The organism is Serratia grimesii NBRC 13537, assembly GCF_001590905.1.
In the GTDB taxonomy this organism is placed as follows: Bacteria; Pseudomonadota; Gammaproteobacteria; order Enterobacterales; family Enterobacteriaceae; genus Serratia; species Serratia grimesii.
Map to the genome: position 1 here is coordinate 74,915 of NZ_BCTT01000001.1, position 18,917 is coordinate 93,831.

An 18,917-nucleotide genomic window follows, 5' to 3' on the forward strand; every position below is an offset into this window, starting at 1 on the left:
CCTCGCTATCCATCAACGCCTGTGTCGGGACATCACCAGTTTATCCTTGGGGCGATCTTGCCAGTCGGCAATCTGATTATTGAAGTTATCTGCCAGAAGATAGGCCGGGGTTTTTGCCAGCCAGTCAGACAGCGAAATATCCTGGTAAATACCGTTATCCAATACAATTAACACCTTTAGATCCTCATCACCCATATTCTCAATGTAATGGCCAAAACCTTGCGGGACATAACCAACGTCGGTAGGTGCGTATTCTGCGGTCTGCGCGTGGCCGTGTGAGCTAAATACAGTCATGCGACCCTTTCCGGAAATATAGTATTGCCACTCATTGGCATTGGGGTGCCAATGTAATTCTCGCACGGCTCCGGGCTTGACGATTTCTATAATGCCGGTCATGGTGGTTGAGATTGGGAATTCTTTTGACGATACTAAATGAACGCTGCCTGCATCATTTTCAAAAAAAGGTTTTTGTTTCATTAATTCATAACGATGAGCCAACGGAGCATTATTCAAACCGCCGTCGTTGGCGGGCAGAGGGAGAGCCGGGGGGATGGAACCGCCGACAATATAGGCCTCACCCTGTTTTGCTTTGGAAAATACCGATGCCGGCATATTGACGCTTTTTTCCAACACTTCTTTGGGCATGTGCGCTACCCAATCGGTAATGCTGAAAGTACCGAATTCGGAAAAATGGCCGTTATCAAAGGTCAAGACAAAGTGCGCGCCGTCTGCCAGCGCCTGGATCGAATGTCCGTAGCCTTTGGGGAAATACCAGACGTCACCTGCGCCGAAATCCGCCACTTCGCACTTTCCTTCCGGGTCGATGATGGTGATGCGCGCATGGCCTTCCAGCATAAATGCCCACTCGGCGGCAATGGCGTGCCAGTGCAGTTCACGTACACCGCCTGGTTCCAGTGTCATATCAACCCCGGCAACACCTTCAGAAATCGGGAACTGTTCGACGGTAGCCTCTCTGGCCCAACCGTTGGGCAGGCTGCGCTTTTTACTGTTGGCAAAGACATACTTATAAACGTTTTGCGCATCGGCTGTGGGTTGGAAAGTACTGGGTGGGACAATATTACGATGTTCGTCGGCGCTGGTAGATTTAATCATACCACCCATGACGCTGGCTGCCGCTGCGCTGAGCGCAGAGGCTTTTAATATATCACGACGCGATAGCATATAACTTTCTCCAATATAGACTGCCTGCCAAAATACCGGCTTGGTTTATCTGTTTCTTATTGTCTACCAGTGTTAATTGCTGAATTTAAAATGTTCGGTGACGGTTAAATCATAGTGGGTTAAGCTGCGTTCGCAGCGAATAATTTATTTGTTTATGTTACCAATTGAGTGTGGTTGTAATTATTGATTTTGTTTTTAAATAATAATCTATCGTTATCAATTTAATTGCATTTTTATTAAATAAATCATAAACGGAATTAACCCATTAGGCCGAGATTTTTATTGTTGGTGTTATTTTAATCGGTTAATTCAACCTCGATATGTTCACGTGGGGCGTGGCGAACAACATTGCAGTGCATTTCCGAAAATTAGTGATGTCAATCACAAAGCTTAACGCAGGCTATTGCCGAAAAATCACAACTATGACGATACTTTCGCCGCGATCTTAGCGATCGTCAGACATTTTTATTACGGCGTGTTACTGCTCAGGCAGGCAAGACCAAAATAGGAATGCACCTCTCATTGCGATGAGGCGCATTTTGATTTTGGTCTTTTTTTTTGCTTTTTTACCGGGGAAACATGATGGATTACAAACAGCTGGGGTTAGAAATACTGGCGCGGGTCGGTGGCAAGGGTAATGTCAGCAAACTGACACACTGTGCCACCCGTCTGCGTATGGAATTTAATGATGACAGCAAGGTGAAGGCGAAGGCTATTGAGGCATTGCCGGGGGTGATCAGCGTGGTAGAACGCGGTGGCCAGTTCCAGATCGTGATCGGCAACAACGTGCAACAAACCTTCCGCACGCTACAAAAAGAAATTGGCAATCTCAGTGGCCGTCAAAGCGAAAAGACATCTCAGGCACGAGGTGGGGTCATTTCGCAGATTATCAGCGTGATATCTACTACGTTCACTCCCGTGATCCCGGCGATTACCGGGGCGGGGATGATAAAAGCGCTGCTGGCGATCCTCAAGCTGACGGGGGTGATAGATGCTGCCAGCCCGACCTATCATCTGCTAGACACCATAGCCGATGCGGCCTTTTTCTTCCTGCCGGTGCTGCTGGCTTATGGGGCGGCGATCAAATTCGAGTGCAACCCGATCTTGGCAATGACCATCGCCGGGGTGTTGCTGCACCCCAATCTGGCACAAATGCTGGCGGCAGGCACGGCGATTGATTTTATCGGCGTTCCTGTGCGTTTGGCAGATTACGCAGGCTCAGTGCTGCCGATTATTTTCACCGTATGGCTGATGTCTTATATCGAGCGCTTTGCCGAGAAAGTCTCACCGACGATGATCAAGTTTTTCACCAAGCCAATGATTATCTTATTGGTCACCGCACCGCTGGCGTTAGTGGTGGTGGGGCCGTTTGGCATTTTCCTTAATGACCTGGTTGCGGCTGGTGCGGCAATCGTTGACGGTAAAGCCAGTTGGTTGATTCCGATGCTGATGGGGGGATTACAGCCTTTCTTGGTGATCACCGGCACCGCCTGGGCCATGACGCCGATCGCCACTGGTCAGTTGAGTAAGAACGGTTTTGAAATGATCAATGGACCTGGCATGTTGGCATCTAACATTGCACAGGGCGCGGCAACTTTGTGTGTGGCTTTTCGGACTAAAAATAAAAACCTGCGCCAACTGGCGTCTTCTGCCGGTTTCACCGCGCTGTTGGGCATCACCGAGCCTTCGTTGTATGGCGTTACGCTCAAGCTGCGCAAGCCACTGATTGCGGCGATGATCGGCGGGGGCTGTGCAGGCATCTATGCCGGTTTGAGCGGGCTGGTTCGCTATGCCTTTGTCTCCCCTGGGCTTGCTGCACTCCCTGCGTTCATTGGCGAAAACCCGATGAATATCGTCCATGCATTGATTACCTGCGCCATCGCTATTGTGGTGACCTTTGCACTGACCTGGATACTGGGTTTTGAGGATCCGGTCGATGAGCAAGACGTTAAGACAGCAGAGCCACTCATTGACGGAGAACAGCAGATTTTCAGCCCAATGTCTGGTCAACTTGTGGCGTTGGATCAGGTGAATGACGATGTTTTCTCTCAGGGATTATTGGGCCAGGGTGTCGCTATACGGCCGCAAGAAGGGGTGCTACGCGCACCGCTTGACGGCGAGGTCGTGACCTTCCTGCCGTCGAAACATGCGGTCGGGATCAAGGGTGACAACGGCGTCGAACTGCTGGTGCACATCGGCATTGATACCGTCAATCTGGCCGGTCAGCATTTTAGTTCTACCTTGCAGATTGGCGATCGGGTCAGGGTCGGGGACGAATTGGTGTGTTTCGATCTGACGGCCATCACCGAGCTGGGGTATGACGTAACCACGCCGGTATTGGTGGTCAACAGTGAGGCATTTCCACAATTGAGTTGCCGACTGCCTGGTTCTGTGGGCTTTGGCGAGCAGATTATCACTCTCAACAATGCGAAACAGGGGCAAGCATGATTTATCAACGACTGAATGATTTCCCTGCAAATTTTCTGTGGGGGGCTTCCACTTCTGCCTATCAGGTGGAGGGCGCCTGGGACGAAGATGGTAAAAGCCCATCGATCGTGGACATGCTCGATCATCCGAAAGAGACCGCTGATTTTAAGGTCGCCAGCGATCACTACCACCGATTTCGCGAGGACGTTAAGTTATTTGCCGAACTCGGGTTAAAGGCCTACCGTTTTTCGATCGCCTGGTCGCGGGTATTGCCTAATGGCACGGGTGAGATCAACGCTGTCGGGCTGGATTTTTACCGTCAATTGATTGATGAGCTTTTGAGTCAGGGTATAGAACCTGTAGTGACGCTGTATCACTTTGATTTGCCTTATATACTGGAACGACAGGGCGGCTGGTCTCATCGCGCCACCATCGACGCCTTTGTCGAGTATGCCGGGGTATTGTTCGATGCCTTTGGCGATCGGGTGAAGTATTGGCTGACTATCAATGAGCAGAACACCATGATCTTGCACCCGGGCGCCATTGGCATGCCTAAAGGGGGCGAGTTGCCGTCCAAACGGGCGTTGTATCAGCAAAGCCACCATATGCTGGTGGCCCAGGCCCGCGTGATGACGTTATGTCACCAGCGCTGCCCGGGCGCTAAAATCGGCCCGGCGATTAACACCACTTCCATGTATCAGGAAACCTGTAACCCGCTTGACGCTATCGCTGCCCACAACTGGGAGACACTTCGTTGCTGGAGTTTCCTCGACGTGGCGGTACATGGTCGTTATAACCCGCTAGCCTGGCGTTATTTGCTGGATCGTGAACTGGCTCCGCAGATGGATCCGGGCGATGCGGCGCTGTTGCTGCAGGGCAAACCGGACTATGTAGCGATAAACTACTATTCTACCGCCACCATTGCCGCCAGCCGCGGCGACGCCTCCGACATCAGCGCACGTGCAGGCGATCAGCAAATCATGCTGGGAGAACCGGGAGTTTACCGTGCAGCGGAGAATCCGTTTGTTGGTAAAACCCGCTACGGCTGGGTGATCGACCCAGTTGGGCTGCGGTTAACCTTACGCAAAACCGCTGAACGTTATCATTTGCCAATATTAATTACTGAAAACGGCATCGGTGCCCCGGATGAATTACAGGCCGATGGTACAATTAACGATAATTATCGCATTGAGTTTATGCGTCAGCATGTCGAACAGATGCAGTTGGCGATCAATGACGGGGTAGAACTGATCGGCTATTGCCCGTGGGCGGCGATAGACGTGGTCAGCACTCATCAGGGCTATGCCAAGCGTTACGGGTTTATCTATGTCAACCGGGGTGAGCAGGATCTGAAAGATCTGCGGAGAATTAAAAAGCGCAGTTTTGACTGGTATCAACGGCTGATTGCCTCCGGTGGCCGGCAACGCTAAAAAATAAAGGGTGATGGCCGCGACGATGAAAGTCATTAAGGTACTCAATAATAGCCTGGTGCTATCGACGGATGGCGATAACAATGAAGTTATCGTTATGGGCAAGGGTATAGGCTTTAACAGCAAAGTGGGTGACATTCTCGATCCTGACGCGATCGAAAAAGTGTATGTGGTGCAAAATGGCCAAAAGGGTCGAGATTATCTGCGATTGATAGAAACGACGCCGGAAGAGCATATTGAGATTGTGCAGATGATCCTCGCAGAGGCCAATCGACAGCTCAACGGACGGATTAATGAGCAGATTTTCTTCACCTTGGCGGACCATATCAGCTTTGCTATTGAACGCTATCACAAAGGGATCGCGATCCAAAACCGGCTGTTATTTGAAGTAAAGCGTTTTTACCCGCAGGAGTTTGCGGTAGCGGCGCAAGCGCTGGCACTGCTCAACCAGAGGCTGAACATTAGGCTACCGGAAGAAGAGGCGGGTAACATCGCTTTCCATTTGGTTAATGGTCAAACCGATGTGCAAAATATGGAGCACACGCTGCTGGCGGTGAAGATGTTGAAAGATATATTCAACATCATCAAATATCACTTTCGCATCAATATCGACACTGATTCACTGAATTACGCACGTTTTTTGGTACATATGCAGTTTTTTATTCAGCGAATGGTAGAAGGACAACAGGTGGTATCGAAAGACGACTTTATTTTTGAGCAGGTAACCAAAGAATATCCACATGCTTATCGCGGTGCGTTACTGATCCGCGATTACGTGAAGAATCTGCTGCAGATGGAGATGTCGAACGATGAACTGCTGTACCTGGTGATCCACCTCACGCGTATTACCGACACACAAGACTAGTCAGTCGGCTGCTCACTGACCGCCTCTGTCACCAGATCGCGAAAGCGTTTGATGATGGCGGAGGCGCGATTGCTGCGTAATGCCAGGTAAAGTGGCGCACTCAACTGGGCACGATCGCTAATCGGTCGATAGATAATGCCATCCCCCCCCAAACGCCGCATCGAGGCAGGCACGATGGATAGCCCCAAACCGGCACCGACCAAACTGAGGGTTGCGGGCAGGCGCGGGGCTTCCTGAATGACGCGTGGGCTGAACCCTGCGCGGTGGCAGGCTGCCAGAATAGCGTCGTATAAACCCTGGCCCGCAGGTCGTCGATAAAGGATAAAGGATTCGTGGGTTAGTGCCTCCAGCGGCAGGGGTTGCTCACTGTTGACAGCCAATGGATGCCCGACCGGCAAAGCGACCAGCATGGACTCACGTAACACCGGCTCAATCGTTAGTCCTGGAATGCCTCCCACCGGCGAACGCACAAAGGCAACGTCAAGCCGCTCATCCACCAACGCGTCCAGGAGTTCTCCGCTGCCGGCCTCTTCCAACTGGGTGGTAATACCGGGCAGGATCTCACGATAGCGGCGCAGCAGATTGGGTACAAACGGATGCAGCGCGGCGGAACTGGTGAAGCCGATGGCAATATGCCCTTGTTCACCACGAGCTGCGCGGTGCACTGCTTCGGTCAAGTGTTCTGCACGCGCCAACAGGGCTCGTGCCTCATTGAATAGCACGCTGCCAGCCTCTGTGACGCGTACCCCGCGTGGCAGGCGTTGCAGCAGTTTGACCCCCAACTCATCTTCTAATCCTTGCAACAGCCGGGTCAGCGGTGGTTGCTGAATAAATAAGCGTTCGGCAGCACGGGTGATATTACCTTCTTCTACCACAGTAACGAACGCCCGCAAGCGGCGAAGTTCGATCATAGCCATACCTTATAGGTATCCTTATTGCTTCCGAAATGCATTAGACATCATGGCATGGCGGCGCGCATCATACCAGTCATCACAATAAGCAATGTGGAACGGACAATGTCTGAATCTGATGCGGTAAAAAACGATCAACTTGCGACCCCGCCAGGCAATGGTGAGTTGTTCTTGGGTTTTCTGATGCTTGGGCTGATTGGCTTTGGTGGTGTATTGCCGCTCGCGCGCAATATGCTGGTGGAAGATCGGCGTTGGCTGAGTGGCGAACAGTTCACCGAGCTGCTGGGATTGTGCCAGTTTTTGCCTGGGGGCAATGTGATCAACCTTTCGGTGGCCGTGGGGATGGAGTTTCGCGGCCTGCGTGGTGCTTTCTGCGCATTGCTGGGGCTGATCAGTGCGCCGACGGCGATAGTGGTCGGTCTGGGTATGGTTTACGCCCGGTTCCAGAATGATGCTCATGTGCAACATGTCTTTGCCGGATTGGCAGCGGCAGCGGCGGGTTTATTGCTGTCTACTGGAATCAAAATGCTGTTACCGTTACGCGGTAAATGGTTGGCGCTGGGGATTGTCGCACTCAGTCTGATTGCCATCGCCTGGCTGCGTCTGCCGTTACTCCCGACCATGTTGGTGCTGGCGCCGCTGAGTATTCTGCTGATGTGGTGGAGGAGCCCATCATGATCGGTGTTTTGATTTCGCTGGCGATTATCTTCACTGAATTGTCACTGTTGGCGTTCGGTGGTGGTATGACTATTTTGCCGGAAATGCAGCGTCAGGTGGTGGAGGTTCATCAATGGATGAGCGCGCAAGAATTCAGTGCACTGTTTGCTATGGCGCAGGCCGCGCCGGGACCGAATATGATGATCGTGCCGCTGATTGGCTGGCATGTGGCCGGTTGGGCCGGGCTGTTGGTGTCATCCGTTGCCAAATTCGGCCCATCGTCGATAGTCACGTTGCTGGTGATGGGCGCCTGGCGTCGCTTTAAGGATAAACCTTGGCGGCGCCGCGTGCAGAGTGGATTAGTGCCGGTTACCGTTGGGTTGGTGGCGGCGAGCGGAGTGTTGATTGCTGAGGCGTCAGCGCCCAGTTGGCCGTTGGCGGTGATTATTCTATTGGCAACGGTGTTGAGCATGAGCAAACGTATTCATCCGCTGTGGGTGTTGGCGGGCGGGGCGTTAATGGGATTGTTAGTCGCGTAATGAAAGGGCTTAGGCGGCAGAATAGTCACACTGCCGCCACGTAAACAACTCAGTGACTATGGGCGAGGTGTTAGCGTAAAACGAGCTTTGCCAGTGTGATTCATCACTTCATAGTGTTTTGGCGCGGTCAGCGCCAGAAACGCGACCATGCTGCCATCGGCATTGGTCAGTGTCATGCCGTCCGGTGTTGGGCGCCAGGCGACCGGCAATTCTTTAAGTGCCAGTGGGTGCAGGCATTGCGCGGAGGCAGTGAAGCGATAGGCGTTAGTGCCTTCAATGGGTTCATCACTAAGTTCAACGTTGCAGGTGGCGGCTTTGTCCTCAGCGTCGATCAGTTGCCAATGTCCCTTCAGTGCCGAGGGGGCCAGCAGAGGCAGTGAGCTGGCAAAAGTACTGTTGCTTAACATAAGGCTCATAACAACTCCTGTCAGGGCAACGCGCCGTAATGCGCGTAAAGAGATAAATCTCGGCATCGGCCACTCCTTACTAAAATCCGTTAATACCATAGCACGATCCCCGGTAATGGGTGAGTGAAGGGTAAGGGATTTTGATCCTCGTTTATTTTGTTTGTCTGATACTCTCATCAGTCTTATCGCTACCAGAATTAGGGCCATTTGGCCCTTTCTTTCCGTTTAGGAGCCGTCGATGCGTTATTTCTCGCAATTTGAGTTCGATACCCGTCTTGAATGGGGAGAAAACGCCATCGAGCACATGGCAGGTGATGCTGACTGTGTCATCATCGTTGATGTAATGTCATTTTCAAGCTGTGTGAGTGTTGCAGCCGCGCGCGGGGCAACGGTTTATCCTTACCCATGGAAAGATGCCACGGCAACGGAGTACGGTGACAGGTTAGGTGCTATCACAGCCAGTACTACTCGCCGCTTTGAAGGTGAAGGCTATTCTTTGTCACCGGCTTCGCTGGTAAATATCCCCCCGCAGACTAAACTGGTGCTTCCTTCGCCTAATGGTTCGGCGTTGGCTTTTAAAGCAAGAGATTCAGGGGCGGCCGTGTTTTGCGGTTGTTTACGTAATCTTGAAGCGACGGCCATCGCTTGTGCGCCATTTCAACATATTCTGGTGGTCCCTTGTGGCGAAAAATGGCCGGATGGCCGCTTGCGGCCGGCACTGGAGGATTGGGTTGCGGCGGGAGGGATTATTTCTCACTTGGCAAAGAGAAATTTATCGCCGGAAGCACAGGCCGCGGGAGCGACCTTCCGGGCGTTGACGATGGATGTATTGCGTCAGTGCAGCTCAACCTGCGAATTGGTTGAACGTGGGTTTACCGCTGATGTTGACCTCTGTCTGGCAATAGATACAGATGATAAGGCTTGCCGGTTGCAGAACGATCACTTTGTTTATGTCTAGCCGTTACTTAGCCTCGCTGGCTTCCAACGCGAAAGAACCCGTGGTGATGTTACCGGCGCGCTGATAGTGCGCGATGATCACCCCACTGGGTGAGATAACGGATTTAACCAGTTTAAAGGCGGCCGGTGATGCGCCATTACCGAACAGACGTTTACCGTCGCCGAGCACCAGTGGGTAGGTCAGTAGACGCAGTTCGTCCACCAAATCCTCCGCCAACAACAGTTGGATTAACTCGGTGCTGCCTTGCACCACCAGAGTCGGTCCTTGACCGGCTTTGATCTCTCGCAGGCGTGCGGCGACATTCTGACTCAACCATTGGCTGTTTTCCCATGTCAGCGTCTCACCGTGGTGGGTAGCCACATATTTGGTCGCCCGATTGAAGGTGTTGGCAATCTCTGCGTTGATCTGTTCAAAACCCTCTGCGTTGGGATCGGTTTCGATACGTGGCCAGTGTGCGGCGAAAATGTCATATGTTTTACGACCCAGCAGCAAATCAAACGGCTGAGAGAAGGTATCACCCATTGCTGCGGCAATGCTGTCATCCCAATAAGGTACTGTCCAACCACCAAACTGAAAGCCACCCGTCGTATCTTCTTGTGGGCCGCCAGGGGCCTGCATCACACCGTCGAGGCTGATAAACGCGCCAACAATAATCTGTCGCATGGTCGTCTCCGCTTCTATTGCTGTCTGTAGCGCAAAGTTTAGGCAGGCGTGGACGACAGATCCAGCTTGCGGATGCTTAGCGTTGTAATGCCTTAATCAGCGCACTGTTAAATTGTGCCGGCTCCTCCATCTGAGGTGCATGACCCAATCCGGGGAATTCGATCAGGTTGGCGTGCGGAATCAGCTTCGCCACCTGCTTGCCCAGTACGTTGTATTTGCCAAGGATGGCTTTAATCGCTGGTGGCGCGATGTCACTGCCGATGGCGGTGGTATCGGCGGTACCAATCATCAATGTGGTCGGCGTTTGCAGATCTTTAAACTCGTAGTACACAGGTTGGGTGAAGATCATGTCGTAAATCAGTGCCGAGTTCCAGGCGACCACGCGATGGCCTGGCCCATTGTTCAATCCGGCCAACATATCGACCCAGCGGTCATACTCTGGTTTCCAGCGGCCCACATAGTAAGTCTTCAACTCATATTGTCGAATCCCGGCCGCAGAGGTTCTCAGCTCGCGTTCGAACCACTGATCGACGCTGCGCCACGGCACGCCTTTAGCTTTCCAGTCTTCCAACCCAATTGGATTTACCATTACCAGACGTTCAACTGCCTGCGGATACATCAGGCTATAACGCGTCGCCAGCATGCCACCGGTGGAGTGGCCGATAATCACCGCTTTACTGATTTTCAGGTTATTGAGCAACGCGTGAGTATTTTGTGCCAACTGCTGAAAGCTGTATTGATAATGTTGCGGTTTGGTCGAACTGCAAAAGCCGATTTGATCCGGGGCAATCACTCGGTAACCGGCTTTGCTCAATGCCTTAATGCTCTCCTGCCAGGTAGCTGCACAGAAATTTTTGCCATGCATCAGCACCGCCGTGCGACCGTTGGCGTCGCCTTCTGGCGGCACATCCATATAGCCCATGCGTAAAGTTTGTCCCTGAGAGGTGAAGCTAAATTGTTGCAATGGGTACGGGTAGTGAAAGCCCTGAAGCTCTTGGCCATATTTTGGTGTTTCTGCGGCTGTCGCGGTCGTTGCGAATGTAATAAGGGCCGCTGATAACAGCCAACGATGAGAGAATCTCAGCATCCTGATGTCCTTATGAAAAATCGGCAGAGTCTGAGTATAGCCCCTAAGGTGCTGGTCTTTAGGATGAAAAGGGGATGTTCGCGATAACCGCCAGTGCACTGGCGACGGGTTTCAGTAAACCGGAACCACTATAGCCAGCCTTTGGCGCAGAAGTCATGACGAGTTTTGGCGACAAAGGGGAGTGCCGAGCGAAATGGGAAACAAGGCCTCTAAAAGAGAGATGAAAGAAAACATGCCAGCTTTTAATGTGTCGATTTTGCTTAATTAAAGTTAACTGGTGCACTAGAGTGCACCGACATGACTAGGTAAGTAACTGCACCAAACAACGCTTTTACTTGTGCCATTTCGTATCTGTTGAACTGAAACTGCCCCCCGAATTCAGACGGTTGTCCAGCATTCGGGGGCATACGTTATTAAATCTCTTTATTAATAATATCGGCAACGCGCAGAGCCATCGCATACCCGGTCAGAGTTGGGTTCACTACGGTGGAGCTGGGGTGGACGCTGGTGCTGGTAATAAAGAGGTTGGCATGATCGAAAGAGCGGCATTCGTGATTGACCACCGAGTCTCGTGGATCACTCCCCATGATGGTGGTGCCCATAATATGGGAACTGGGCACCCAGGCGTGGATATCATTCAGCACTTCAGTCGCGGCGAATAGGTTTTTGAACTGGTCATAGTCTTTATACAATCTGGCCATGGCGTTCATGGTGTATTCATGGGCAATATCATAGTTGATACGTGGGGTGGGCAGATCGAGTGCATCCCGCCGATTGCTTAAGGTAACCCGGTTTGCCGGGTCGGGTAATACTTCAACATACGATGCAATCTTCAAATAGCGCGCGGAATTGTGTCGAATCAAACGATCGAGCGTCGGGCCAACAATACCCTGATCCAGCAAGTGTTGGGTGATCAACTCATTAGGAACGGTGTTATCGAGGAAATGTCGAATCGCCGCATGTTGGTGCCGGAGTGGCGTGTCGCGCCAGGTGTTGATACTGCCTTGTTGGGTAGGCCCCCGACCAGCCCAAACGGGATCTTTTGCCAGCATCGAGATAGCACGACCGGTGTGGCCCATCATGTTACGGCCGACCTGATCAGACGAATTACCGATGTCTGACATCAACATCAGCTTCGGTATTTCCACCCCATGTGCCGCCAGGACGAAATAACGTGCAGTGAGACGCGTTCTTTCCCCTTGTGGGTTTTTATAATGGATGGCGGTGATCTTGTTATCCGGCCCTTTTTCGATACGGTAAACCACTGCATTCACTAACAGTTTGGCGCCGTGCTGTTCGGCCCATACGACAGGTTTATCTCCAGAGAACTGTGCTCCAATTGGGCAGATAGGTGCGCAGTTGTTATTACCTGCACAAATGGGCCGCCCTTGGTATGGCGTCGTCGCGCGTGCATTCGGCTCGTCAACAAAGTGATGGTTTACGGTTGATACCTTTTCCGCCACTTGGCGAGTGAGATAGGTCCAAGGTTGCATTGCCATGGGGTAAGGCTTGGATCGCGGAGGATAGGGCGTTTTCCCTTGTCCTCGCTGGTCGTCGGTATCCGAGCCACTGACCCCAATTTCTTCTTCAGCCCGCTGATACCAGGGCTCCAGCATATCGTAATCAATCGGCCAGTCGCGGCCATGGCCGTACAGCGTTTTCAATTTGAAATCGCTGGGCAAATTGCGCCAGGTTGCGCCGCCCCAATGCCAGGTCGTGCCGCCTACTAAACGTAGGAAAGCCGGTTTTTGAGTGATAGCACCGACGCTCTCAATGTAATCGTCAGAATATTTTCCCGTGGAGGACTTAGGCGCCCAAGGGACGTCCGGGTAAGGGCCGTTATAGTCCGACTTATTGCCGTACTGGCGGAATGCCTCCAGGATTTCCGAGCGCTTAACGCGCGGGCCTGCCTCTAAAATGATCACTGACCGCTGCTGTTTGGCAAGGCTATTGGCGATCGCGCCGCCCAGAATACCGGCACCCACGACGATAATGTCGCAATCATATTCAATGGACATAGTTTTACTCACTATTGATCTTTAATTATCTAAATTTGGCGTAGCAACCCAGTAATTAGGTCGGGCGCGGATATAGGTTGGGATGACGGTGACATCAAGGGTTTGTTGGAACATCAAGGCCTTTTCGTAACTCACGACGACGGCTTGGCGTCCACGACCAACATTACCGGTATAAAAACTTTCTATGATAAGCAGCGCGAATATCCGATCTTCATCCTCATTGGGCAGTGCGGAGATAAAGGATTGCACGTCCTGCGCACCGTTTGCCGCCAGCCTTTTTTCTAATGCCGCCAGCCTGACGCTAAAGTGGTCCGTGTGGGAGGCCATGGTTGAATACATGGCGGTCGCAAATGCCGGATCGAGTTCCGGTCTGTTGGTCAACTGCTGGGCCAGTTTAAAAAAAGTACCCGCTGAAGGTTTATCCTCAATCGACGTGAGTGGGGCTGATGCCGTATTGAACGACAGCAAGGCGGCCCCGACGATGGCGGTGCTTTTCAGCAAATGCCGTCGGGATAAACCATAGCTGGATTTACTTTTGCGCTCGTTTTTCATGACACGACATCCTAATTGCTGGTTCCACGGAGCTTTTTAACCTGATCAGAAGTCACCGTAAGCGGGTGCCCACCGAAGCTTTGCACCAGATATTCGGCCAGTTGTGCCACTTGTTCATTGCTTAATTGGTCAGCAAACGCGGGCATAAAGTAGTGGTCCTTGCCATTGTTGACTTCGGCTCCGTGCAAGATGACCTGAAGCAGATTGTTGGCGTCTGTCGCGCCGACCACGCTGTTGCCGACCATGGACGGATAATAGCCGTCGGCGGTTCCTGCACCGTCTCTGCCATGACAGCTGGCACAATTATTCAGGTAGATCTTGGCCCCCGGCATTACGTTTTGCTGTGTTGTTTGAACCTTGAAGGAGCGTGGTCTGCTCTGCTCATCGCTAACGGCTTTTATGTCCTTCAAATACAATGCAATAGCAGATAGGTCTGCATCTTTCATTTTGCTGAAACTGTGTGTGACGGCTTCTGCCATAGAACCGGCCGCCTGGGCTTTAAACGGGACATTGCCTGTTTTTAGATATTGCACGACGTCTCGCTGCGACCAGTTACCGATGCCAGAGGCTTTGTCGCTGGTGATGTTAAAGGCTTCCCAGCCGCCAATTTTCGCACCGGATAGAAAACCATCCTGGCTTTCGTCATAAGCTTTTTCTTGCATACCCAGCCCACGTGGCGTGTGGCAAGAGCCACAGTGCGCCGCACCCTGCACCAAATAAGCACCACGGTTCCACTCTGTGCTTTTATCAGGTTTATAGTGATAAGCGCCTTTATCGAGAAACAGGGTGTTCCAGGCTATCAGTGGCCAGCGTATGGTAAGTGGCCATGGGAAATCGGGCGTTTTATTTGGTTGATTAACAGGTTCTACCCCATGCATAAAATAAGCATACAGATTGGCAATGTCTTCATCGGTCAGTTTGGTATAAGACGGGAACGGCATGGCAGGATAGAGATTTGAACCGTCGGGTTTAATCCCCTCGCGCAACACCTTCTTAAAATCATTCAGTGAATACGTGCCAATACCGAAGGTTTTATCTGGGGTGATGTTGGTTGAGTAGATATTCCCCATCGGCAGAGGCATTGCCAGACCTCCGCTAAATGGCTTGCCGCCGGAGGCCGTATGGCAAGCAACACAGTCAGAGGCAACGGCTAAATAACGGCCTTTTTCCTGTGGAGTATCATTGCCTGTATCGACAATTTCAGCGTAACTCAATGAAGAGGATAAAGATATTACGGCGACGGTGACGCCGGCACAGATCTTTATGCCTAAATGAGTGTTTTTATTGCTCATTTTCATATTCCAAACCAACAAGTTGATATAAGTGGCTTAACTAAACCACAATACTGTAACGGTTTAGTATTAACTGTATTGATTTGTCGTTACGACTGTCAACGCTTACTTCTGGCGTGCCGCATTAATTGTTAATTCTTTGTGGGTTATATCGAGGGGCCAAAAATTCACATGGGGAATTGTTGATGTTTGGGCAAGCGCCTTACAGGAAGGCGCTTGATACTTAAACGGTCCTATGACGCCATAACGCACTCAACATGCTGGGTTTGGCGAACATTACCAGATTACCCAGCAGTATCAGGCACAGACCAACCACCGCATTCAGGTGCCATTGATACCCCTCGTAGAGTGTTGAAATGCTCAACGCGACCAGCGGGAACAACAGTGTACTGTAGGCTGCTGCTCCGGCACCAATACGGCCCAGCAGACTGAAGTAGGCTGCAAAGGCAATCACTGAGCCAAAAATTGCCAGATACAGCAATGAGCCGATATAGCGAGTGTTGAATTCAATCTGGAACGATGCTCCCTGAGACAGGGCGATCAATGCCATCAGAACTGCGCCGTAGCTCATCGCATAGGTATTGGTGGAGAGAATATCCAGCCCGCGCCGCTGGTGGCGAGCACTGATCATATTCCCCAGAGAAAAACCGTAGGTACCGAGTGCGCTCAGCCCAATGCCTTTCAACAGCTCTGGTGCCATTTGCGTGGCTGCCAGATCTTGCCAGAACAGGGCGACGATGCCGGTTAAGCCCAGGACTGCCGCCGGTAACAGGTTTGGGCTAGGGCGTTGGCGAAAGAAAATCATGCCGTTAACGGCATTGAACAGGACTGCCATTGAAAAAATCACCGATTCCAAACCACTGCTGATATAGGCTGCAGCATGGTAGAAGCAGTAAAAATTAAACCCGAACACGCAGCAGCCTTGCAGGATGCAAAACAAATGGTCTCGTGGGGCAATACGGCGCAAGCGTCGCATGAATAACAGAATGACAAACATCGTTATGGCGGCGACCACAAAGCGATAACTGATGGAAACAGGAATGGCCACCGGCCCTGCCTGCTGTAAGGTAATGGCAATCCAGGTGGTACCCCAAATCAGTACCACGGCAAGGTACAACAGCGCGTTCATAATAGACTCCGACAAAATAGACCGGGTCAGTATCCGTCGTGGCACGTTATCGCGCTTTCAGCGCATTGCGCGCAATTGCATATTCTTGCGCTTTTTTTGGCAAAAGCGTGGGCCAGCGTCTGGTGTGGCACGGCACCACTCACTACACTGGAAACATTGAAGAAAGCGGGGTTAGGTGATGTCCAGGTACAAAGCGTTTGAAACACTGCGGGAACATAACGCGCGGTTGCACAACAGTGTGCAACTGGGGTCCGGTGTGGAAATTGCGGCCTGGTCCAACTGTAACGATCGCATTACTCAGGAAAGTGCCGATCACCACACTTTGAGTCTGTATGTTGCAGATGGGTATGAGTGTTATCAGAAAGTGCCCGGTGGTTGGAAAAATGGCGGAGGGCCAGACCGCTTCTGTATTATGCCGCGCCAGTACGAGTCCACCTGGGATGTGCGCAGCGATTTATCTTTCGTACACCTTTACTGCACCGATCAGCACCTGCGTCAGGTGGTGGAGCAAACCTGGGATCGTAGCCCAGCCACGATTAATCTCGATCAGCGTGCGTTTGGTGAAGATCCAAAGATTACGCTGCTGTTCCGCCAGTTTCTTCTCAACTGCAACTGGCAGGAGAATGCCAATCAGCTGGTGCTCAGCAGCGCGACAACCCTCTTGATGTCGCATTTGGTGCAGCGCTACAGCCAACTGCACTGGACGTTGCCGCAGGTGCGAGGTGGGTTGGCACCTGCCGTCGCCAAGCGGGTGAAAGCGTATATTGAGCAACATCTTGACCAACCGTTGCTGTTGGCCGATTTGGCGGCGGAGGCCGGGCTGAGTGAATTCCACTTCGCCCGTATGTTTAAACATGATACTGGTTTGGCGCCGCACCAGTTCGTGATGCGTGCGCGGCTGCAACAGGCAGAAAGGTTGCTGTGCCACAGCGTACTGTCACTGACGCAGATTGCGTTGGAGTGCGGTTTTAGTTCGTCCAGCCACTTCAGCAATCGCTTCAAAGCGGCCTACGGATTTTCCCCAACACAAATGCGCCGGGGGCGTTGATACCCCCAACAGGAGAGAACATGGAACAGCAGTTCGCAGGACTGGGTGTGTTATTTATCGCTGGATTCGGGCCTATTACTCAGCAGACGGATAGCAGCAAAGCATTGTATGTTGAAGCACTGGGATTGCCCCTTAAACCAATGGAAGGCAATGCCGACTATCTGTTAACCGAACATGGTGCACTGGCAGGGGTGAAACACTTTGCGCTTTGGCCGCTGGCGCAAGCTGCACAATCGTGTTTCGGCAATGATCAATGGCCGGCAGACTTGCCGGTGCCACAGGCCTGGATGGAGTTTGATGTTGCCGATATGGCGGTGGCGACGCAAGGGCTGAAAGATCGCGGCTATCGCCTGTTGGTTGCCAACCGTGAAGAGCCGTGGGGCCAACGTGTGACCCGTTTACTCAGCCCGGAAGGCTTGTTGATCGGCGTGACTTATACTCCTTGGTTGCGGGATTAATCGCTGCTTATTACATTCCCTTTCCGCTGGAGAGGGATATTTTCTTTTTAAGAACACTTTATTATTAGCTTATAAAAAAACGAATTTAAACACTTCCTATATCCGAACTATATCCCCAATTAACGAAAGTAACTCCTGTTATTAAGATAAAATCAACACTCATGGATCGTTATTTCCTGTTCATTGAAGCCAAATTAACGTAGCAAGTTAATGGTTACTTTTATCTCAAAATGAAATAGAGACAATTCTTATATTTCCTCTTCTATACTGAAACAATAATGATTCTTGTTTTCAACCATAAAAGGGAAGAGGGAACGATGAGAAAATTACGGATGGCAGGGATTGCAGCAGTAATATCCTTGGGGATGACAATGATATTACCGGTGGCAATGGCGGGAAATATCACCACATCTAATAAGGATGCTAGGGTGCAAAAGAATAATTCGAACTTTATTGCCGTGGGGAAAATCGTACAGGTCACTTTCGGTGAGTTTGCCTTCACGTTGGACTTTACTGATGACAAAACCATGACCTTTACTGGCATCGGAGCCGCATCTCAGGGGGTGACCGACACCGTGCAGTATACGGCGGTCGAGATACGCCCACGGGTGTATATGGTGTACTGGAGCGAGCCTAAGTCTGGCGATAATGTCACCCATGTTGAAGATTTCGAGCGTGGTGAGGTCTACACCAACATTGCCAGTAAAGACGGTACATTTACCCATTTGAAAGGGCAGTTAAAGATTGTGGGTCATTCAGGAAAATAAAGGAGCAGTAATGAAAAAGGCATTTATTCCGTTACTTATCGTCGGCAGTATGCTGGCCAGTTATCCTGTTCTTGCCGTTGAAAACAATGCGCCACAAAAGCGAACTGGGAAAAATCATCTGCACAGCCAGAAGAAATTAAAGGTCGTTGAAGATCTGTATGCCGGTTTCTTTAATCAGCATGACATCAGCGTGGCACAACGGTTGATTGTAGAAAACTACAAACAGCATAATCCGTTTGTCGGCGACGGTATTAAACCGTTCCTGGACTTCTTCAGCCAAAATTTTAAAGATAACCCGCAGTTCAGTGCAAAAATATACCGCAGTGCGGTCAGCGGTGATTTGGTTTTCGTCCACGTGTTGTATAAAAACAACCCGCAGGATCGTGGGACTGCCAGCGTAGATATTTATCGTGTAAATGATCAGGGAAAAATTACCGAGCATTGGGACGTCAATCAGGAAGTGCCTGAAAAATCGGCTAACGACAATACCATGTTCTAGTGCAACAGGGCCGCTGCTGCGGCCCTAT

19 protein-coding genes are annotated in these 18,917 nt (G+C 51.3%); 10 read left to right on the top strand and 9 right to left on the bottom strand.

Features of this window, described 5'->3' with window-relative positions:
* Positions 1-12: 12 nt before the first annotated feature.
* A complete protein-coding gene (locus tag SGR01S_RS00320) occupies positions 13-1,182 on the bottom strand; it encodes a cupin domain-containing protein (protein WP_061806159.1) in 1,170 nt (389 codons plus the stop codon).
* Between the two features lie 582 nt (positions 1,183-1,764).
* Between SGR01S_RS00320 and SGR01S_RS00325 the strand changes: the two genes are divergently transcribed.
* From SGR01S_RS00325 to licT, 3 genes are read left to right on the top strand one after another with little or no spacing between them, the layout of a single operon-like run.
* Positions 1,765-3,630 (top strand): beta-glucoside-specific PTS transporter subunit IIABC, encoded by a 1,866-nt coding sequence (locus SGR01S_RS00325; protein WP_061806160.1) that lies wholly within the window; start codon positions 1,765-1,767, stop codon positions 3,628-3,630.
* Positions 3,627-5,039, top strand: coding sequence for a glycoside hydrolase family 1 protein (locus tag SGR01S_RS00330; protein ID WP_061806161.1), 1,413 nt, complete (start codon positions 3,627-3,629; stop codon positions 5,037-5,039). The genes SGR01S_RS00325 and SGR01S_RS00330 overlap by 4 nt, the downstream gene beginning before the upstream one ends.
* Positions 5,040-5,064: 25 nt before the next feature.
* On the top strand, positions 5,065-5,904 hold the full coding sequence (gene licT, locus SGR01S_RS00335) for a BglG family transcription antiterminator LicT (protein ID WP_061806255.1): 840 nt from the start codon (positions 5,065-5,067) through the stop codon (positions 5,902-5,904).
* Here the strand turns inward: licT and SGR01S_RS00340 are convergent.
* On the bottom strand, positions 5,901-6,821 hold the full coding sequence (locus SGR01S_RS00340) for a LysR family transcriptional regulator (RefSeq protein WP_061806162.1): 921 nt from the start codon (positions 6,819-6,821) through the stop codon (positions 5,901-5,903). The two genes, licT and SGR01S_RS00340, sit on opposite strands and share 4 nt — an antisense overlap.
* A gap of 99 nt (positions 6,822-6,920) precedes the next feature.
* On the opposite strand from SGR01S_RS00340, the gene SGR01S_RS00345 reads away from it, so the two are divergent.
* Together SGR01S_RS00345 and SGR01S_RS00350 are read left to right on the top strand one after the other, a co-directional pair.
* Positions 6,921-7,493, top strand: coding sequence for a chromate transporter (locus SGR01S_RS00345; protein ID WP_061806163.1), 573 nt, complete (start codon positions 6,921-6,923; stop codon positions 7,491-7,493).
* Entirely contained in the window at positions 7,490-8,011 is a 522-nt protein-coding gene (locus tag SGR01S_RS00350) for a chromate transporter (protein ID WP_037414968.1), read from the top strand. The genes SGR01S_RS00345 and SGR01S_RS00350 overlap by 4 nt, the downstream gene beginning before the upstream one ends.
* 56 nt (positions 8,012-8,067) lie before the next feature.
* On the opposite strand, the gene SGR01S_RS00355 is transcribed toward SGR01S_RS00350, so the two are convergent.
* Complete coding sequence (locus SGR01S_RS00355; protein WP_061806164.1) at positions 8,068-8,427, bottom strand: AprI/Inh family metalloprotease inhibitor; 360 nt, start codon at positions 8,425-8,427, stop codon at positions 8,068-8,070.
* A gap of 229 nt (positions 8,428-8,656) precedes the next feature.
* Here SGR01S_RS00355 and SGR01S_RS00360 point away from each other — a divergent pair, with 229 nt between their 5' ends.
* Complete coding sequence (locus SGR01S_RS00360; protein WP_061806165.1) at positions 8,657-9,376, top strand: 2-phosphosulfolactate phosphatase; 720 nt, start codon at positions 8,657-8,659, stop codon at positions 9,374-9,376.
* Positions 9,377-9,379: 3 nt separating this feature from the next.
* Here the strand turns inward: SGR01S_RS00360 and SGR01S_RS00365 are convergent, their stop codons facing one another.
* The 6 genes from SGR01S_RS00365 to SGR01S_RS00390 all read right to left on the bottom strand — a co-directional run bounded on the left by SGR01S_RS00365 (position 9,380) and on the right by SGR01S_RS00390 (position 16,117).
* Entirely contained in the window at positions 9,380-10,039 is a 660-nt protein-coding gene (locus SGR01S_RS00365; protein ID WP_061806166.1) for a dihydrofolate reductase family protein, read from the bottom strand.
* A 76-nt stretch (positions 10,040-10,115) separates the two neighbouring features.
* Positions 10,116-11,126, bottom strand: a complete 1,011-nt coding sequence (locus tag SGR01S_RS00370; protein WP_061806167.1) for an alpha/beta fold hydrolase — start codon at positions 11,124-11,126, stop codon at positions 10,116-10,118.
* 413 nt (positions 11,127-11,539) lie between these two features.
* Positions 11,540-13,144 carry a GMC family oxidoreductase gene (locus SGR01S_RS00375; RefSeq protein WP_061806168.1) on the bottom strand — a complete coding sequence of 535 codons (1,605 nt, stop codon included), beginning with the start codon at positions 13,142-13,144 and terminating at the stop codon, positions 11,540-11,542.
* 21 nt (positions 13,145-13,165) lie between these two features.
* Positions 13,166-13,696: a sugar dehydrogenase complex small subunit gene (locus SGR01S_RS00380; protein ID WP_061806169.1), complete on the bottom strand. Its 531-nt coding sequence runs from the start codon at positions 13,694-13,696 to the stop codon at positions 13,166-13,168.
* 11 nt (positions 13,697-13,707) lie between these two features.
* Positions 13,708-14,988: a cytochrome c gene (locus tag SGR01S_RS00385; protein ID WP_061806170.1), complete on the bottom strand. Its 1,281-nt coding sequence runs from the start codon at positions 14,986-14,988 to the stop codon at positions 13,708-13,710.
* A gap of 223 nt (positions 14,989-15,211) precedes the next feature.
* Positions 15,212-16,117: a DMT family transporter gene (locus tag SGR01S_RS00390; RefSeq protein WP_061806171.1), complete on the bottom strand. Its 906-nt coding sequence runs from the start codon at positions 16,115-16,117 to the stop codon at positions 15,212-15,214.
* A 178-nt stretch (positions 16,118-16,295) separates the two neighbouring features.
* Here SGR01S_RS00390 and SGR01S_RS00395 point away from each other — a divergent pair, with 178 nt between their 5' ends.
* The 4 genes from SGR01S_RS00395 (at position 16,296) to SGR01S_RS00410 (ending at position 18,889) form a co-directional block, all read left to right on the top strand.
* A complete protein-coding gene (locus SGR01S_RS00395; protein WP_061806172.1) occupies positions 16,296-17,165 on the top strand; it encodes a helix-turn-helix domain-containing protein in 870 nt (289 codons plus the stop codon).
* A gap of 20 nt (positions 17,166-17,185) precedes the next feature.
* Entirely contained in the window at positions 17,186-17,623 is a 438-nt protein-coding gene (locus tag SGR01S_RS00400) for a VOC family protein (protein ID WP_061806173.1), read from the top strand.
* Positions 17,624-18,051: 428 nt separating this feature from the next.
* Positions 18,052-18,390, top strand: a complete 339-nt coding sequence (locus tag SGR01S_RS00405) for a MoaF-related domain-containing protein (protein ID WP_037415903.1) — start codon at positions 18,052-18,054, stop codon at positions 18,388-18,390.
* 10 nt (positions 18,391-18,400) lie between these two features.
* Positions 18,401-18,889 (top strand): nuclear transport factor 2 family protein, encoded by a 489-nt coding sequence (locus SGR01S_RS00410; protein ID WP_061806174.1) that lies wholly within the window; start codon positions 18,401-18,403, stop codon positions 18,887-18,889.
* Positions 18,890-18,917 lie beyond the last annotated feature (28 nt).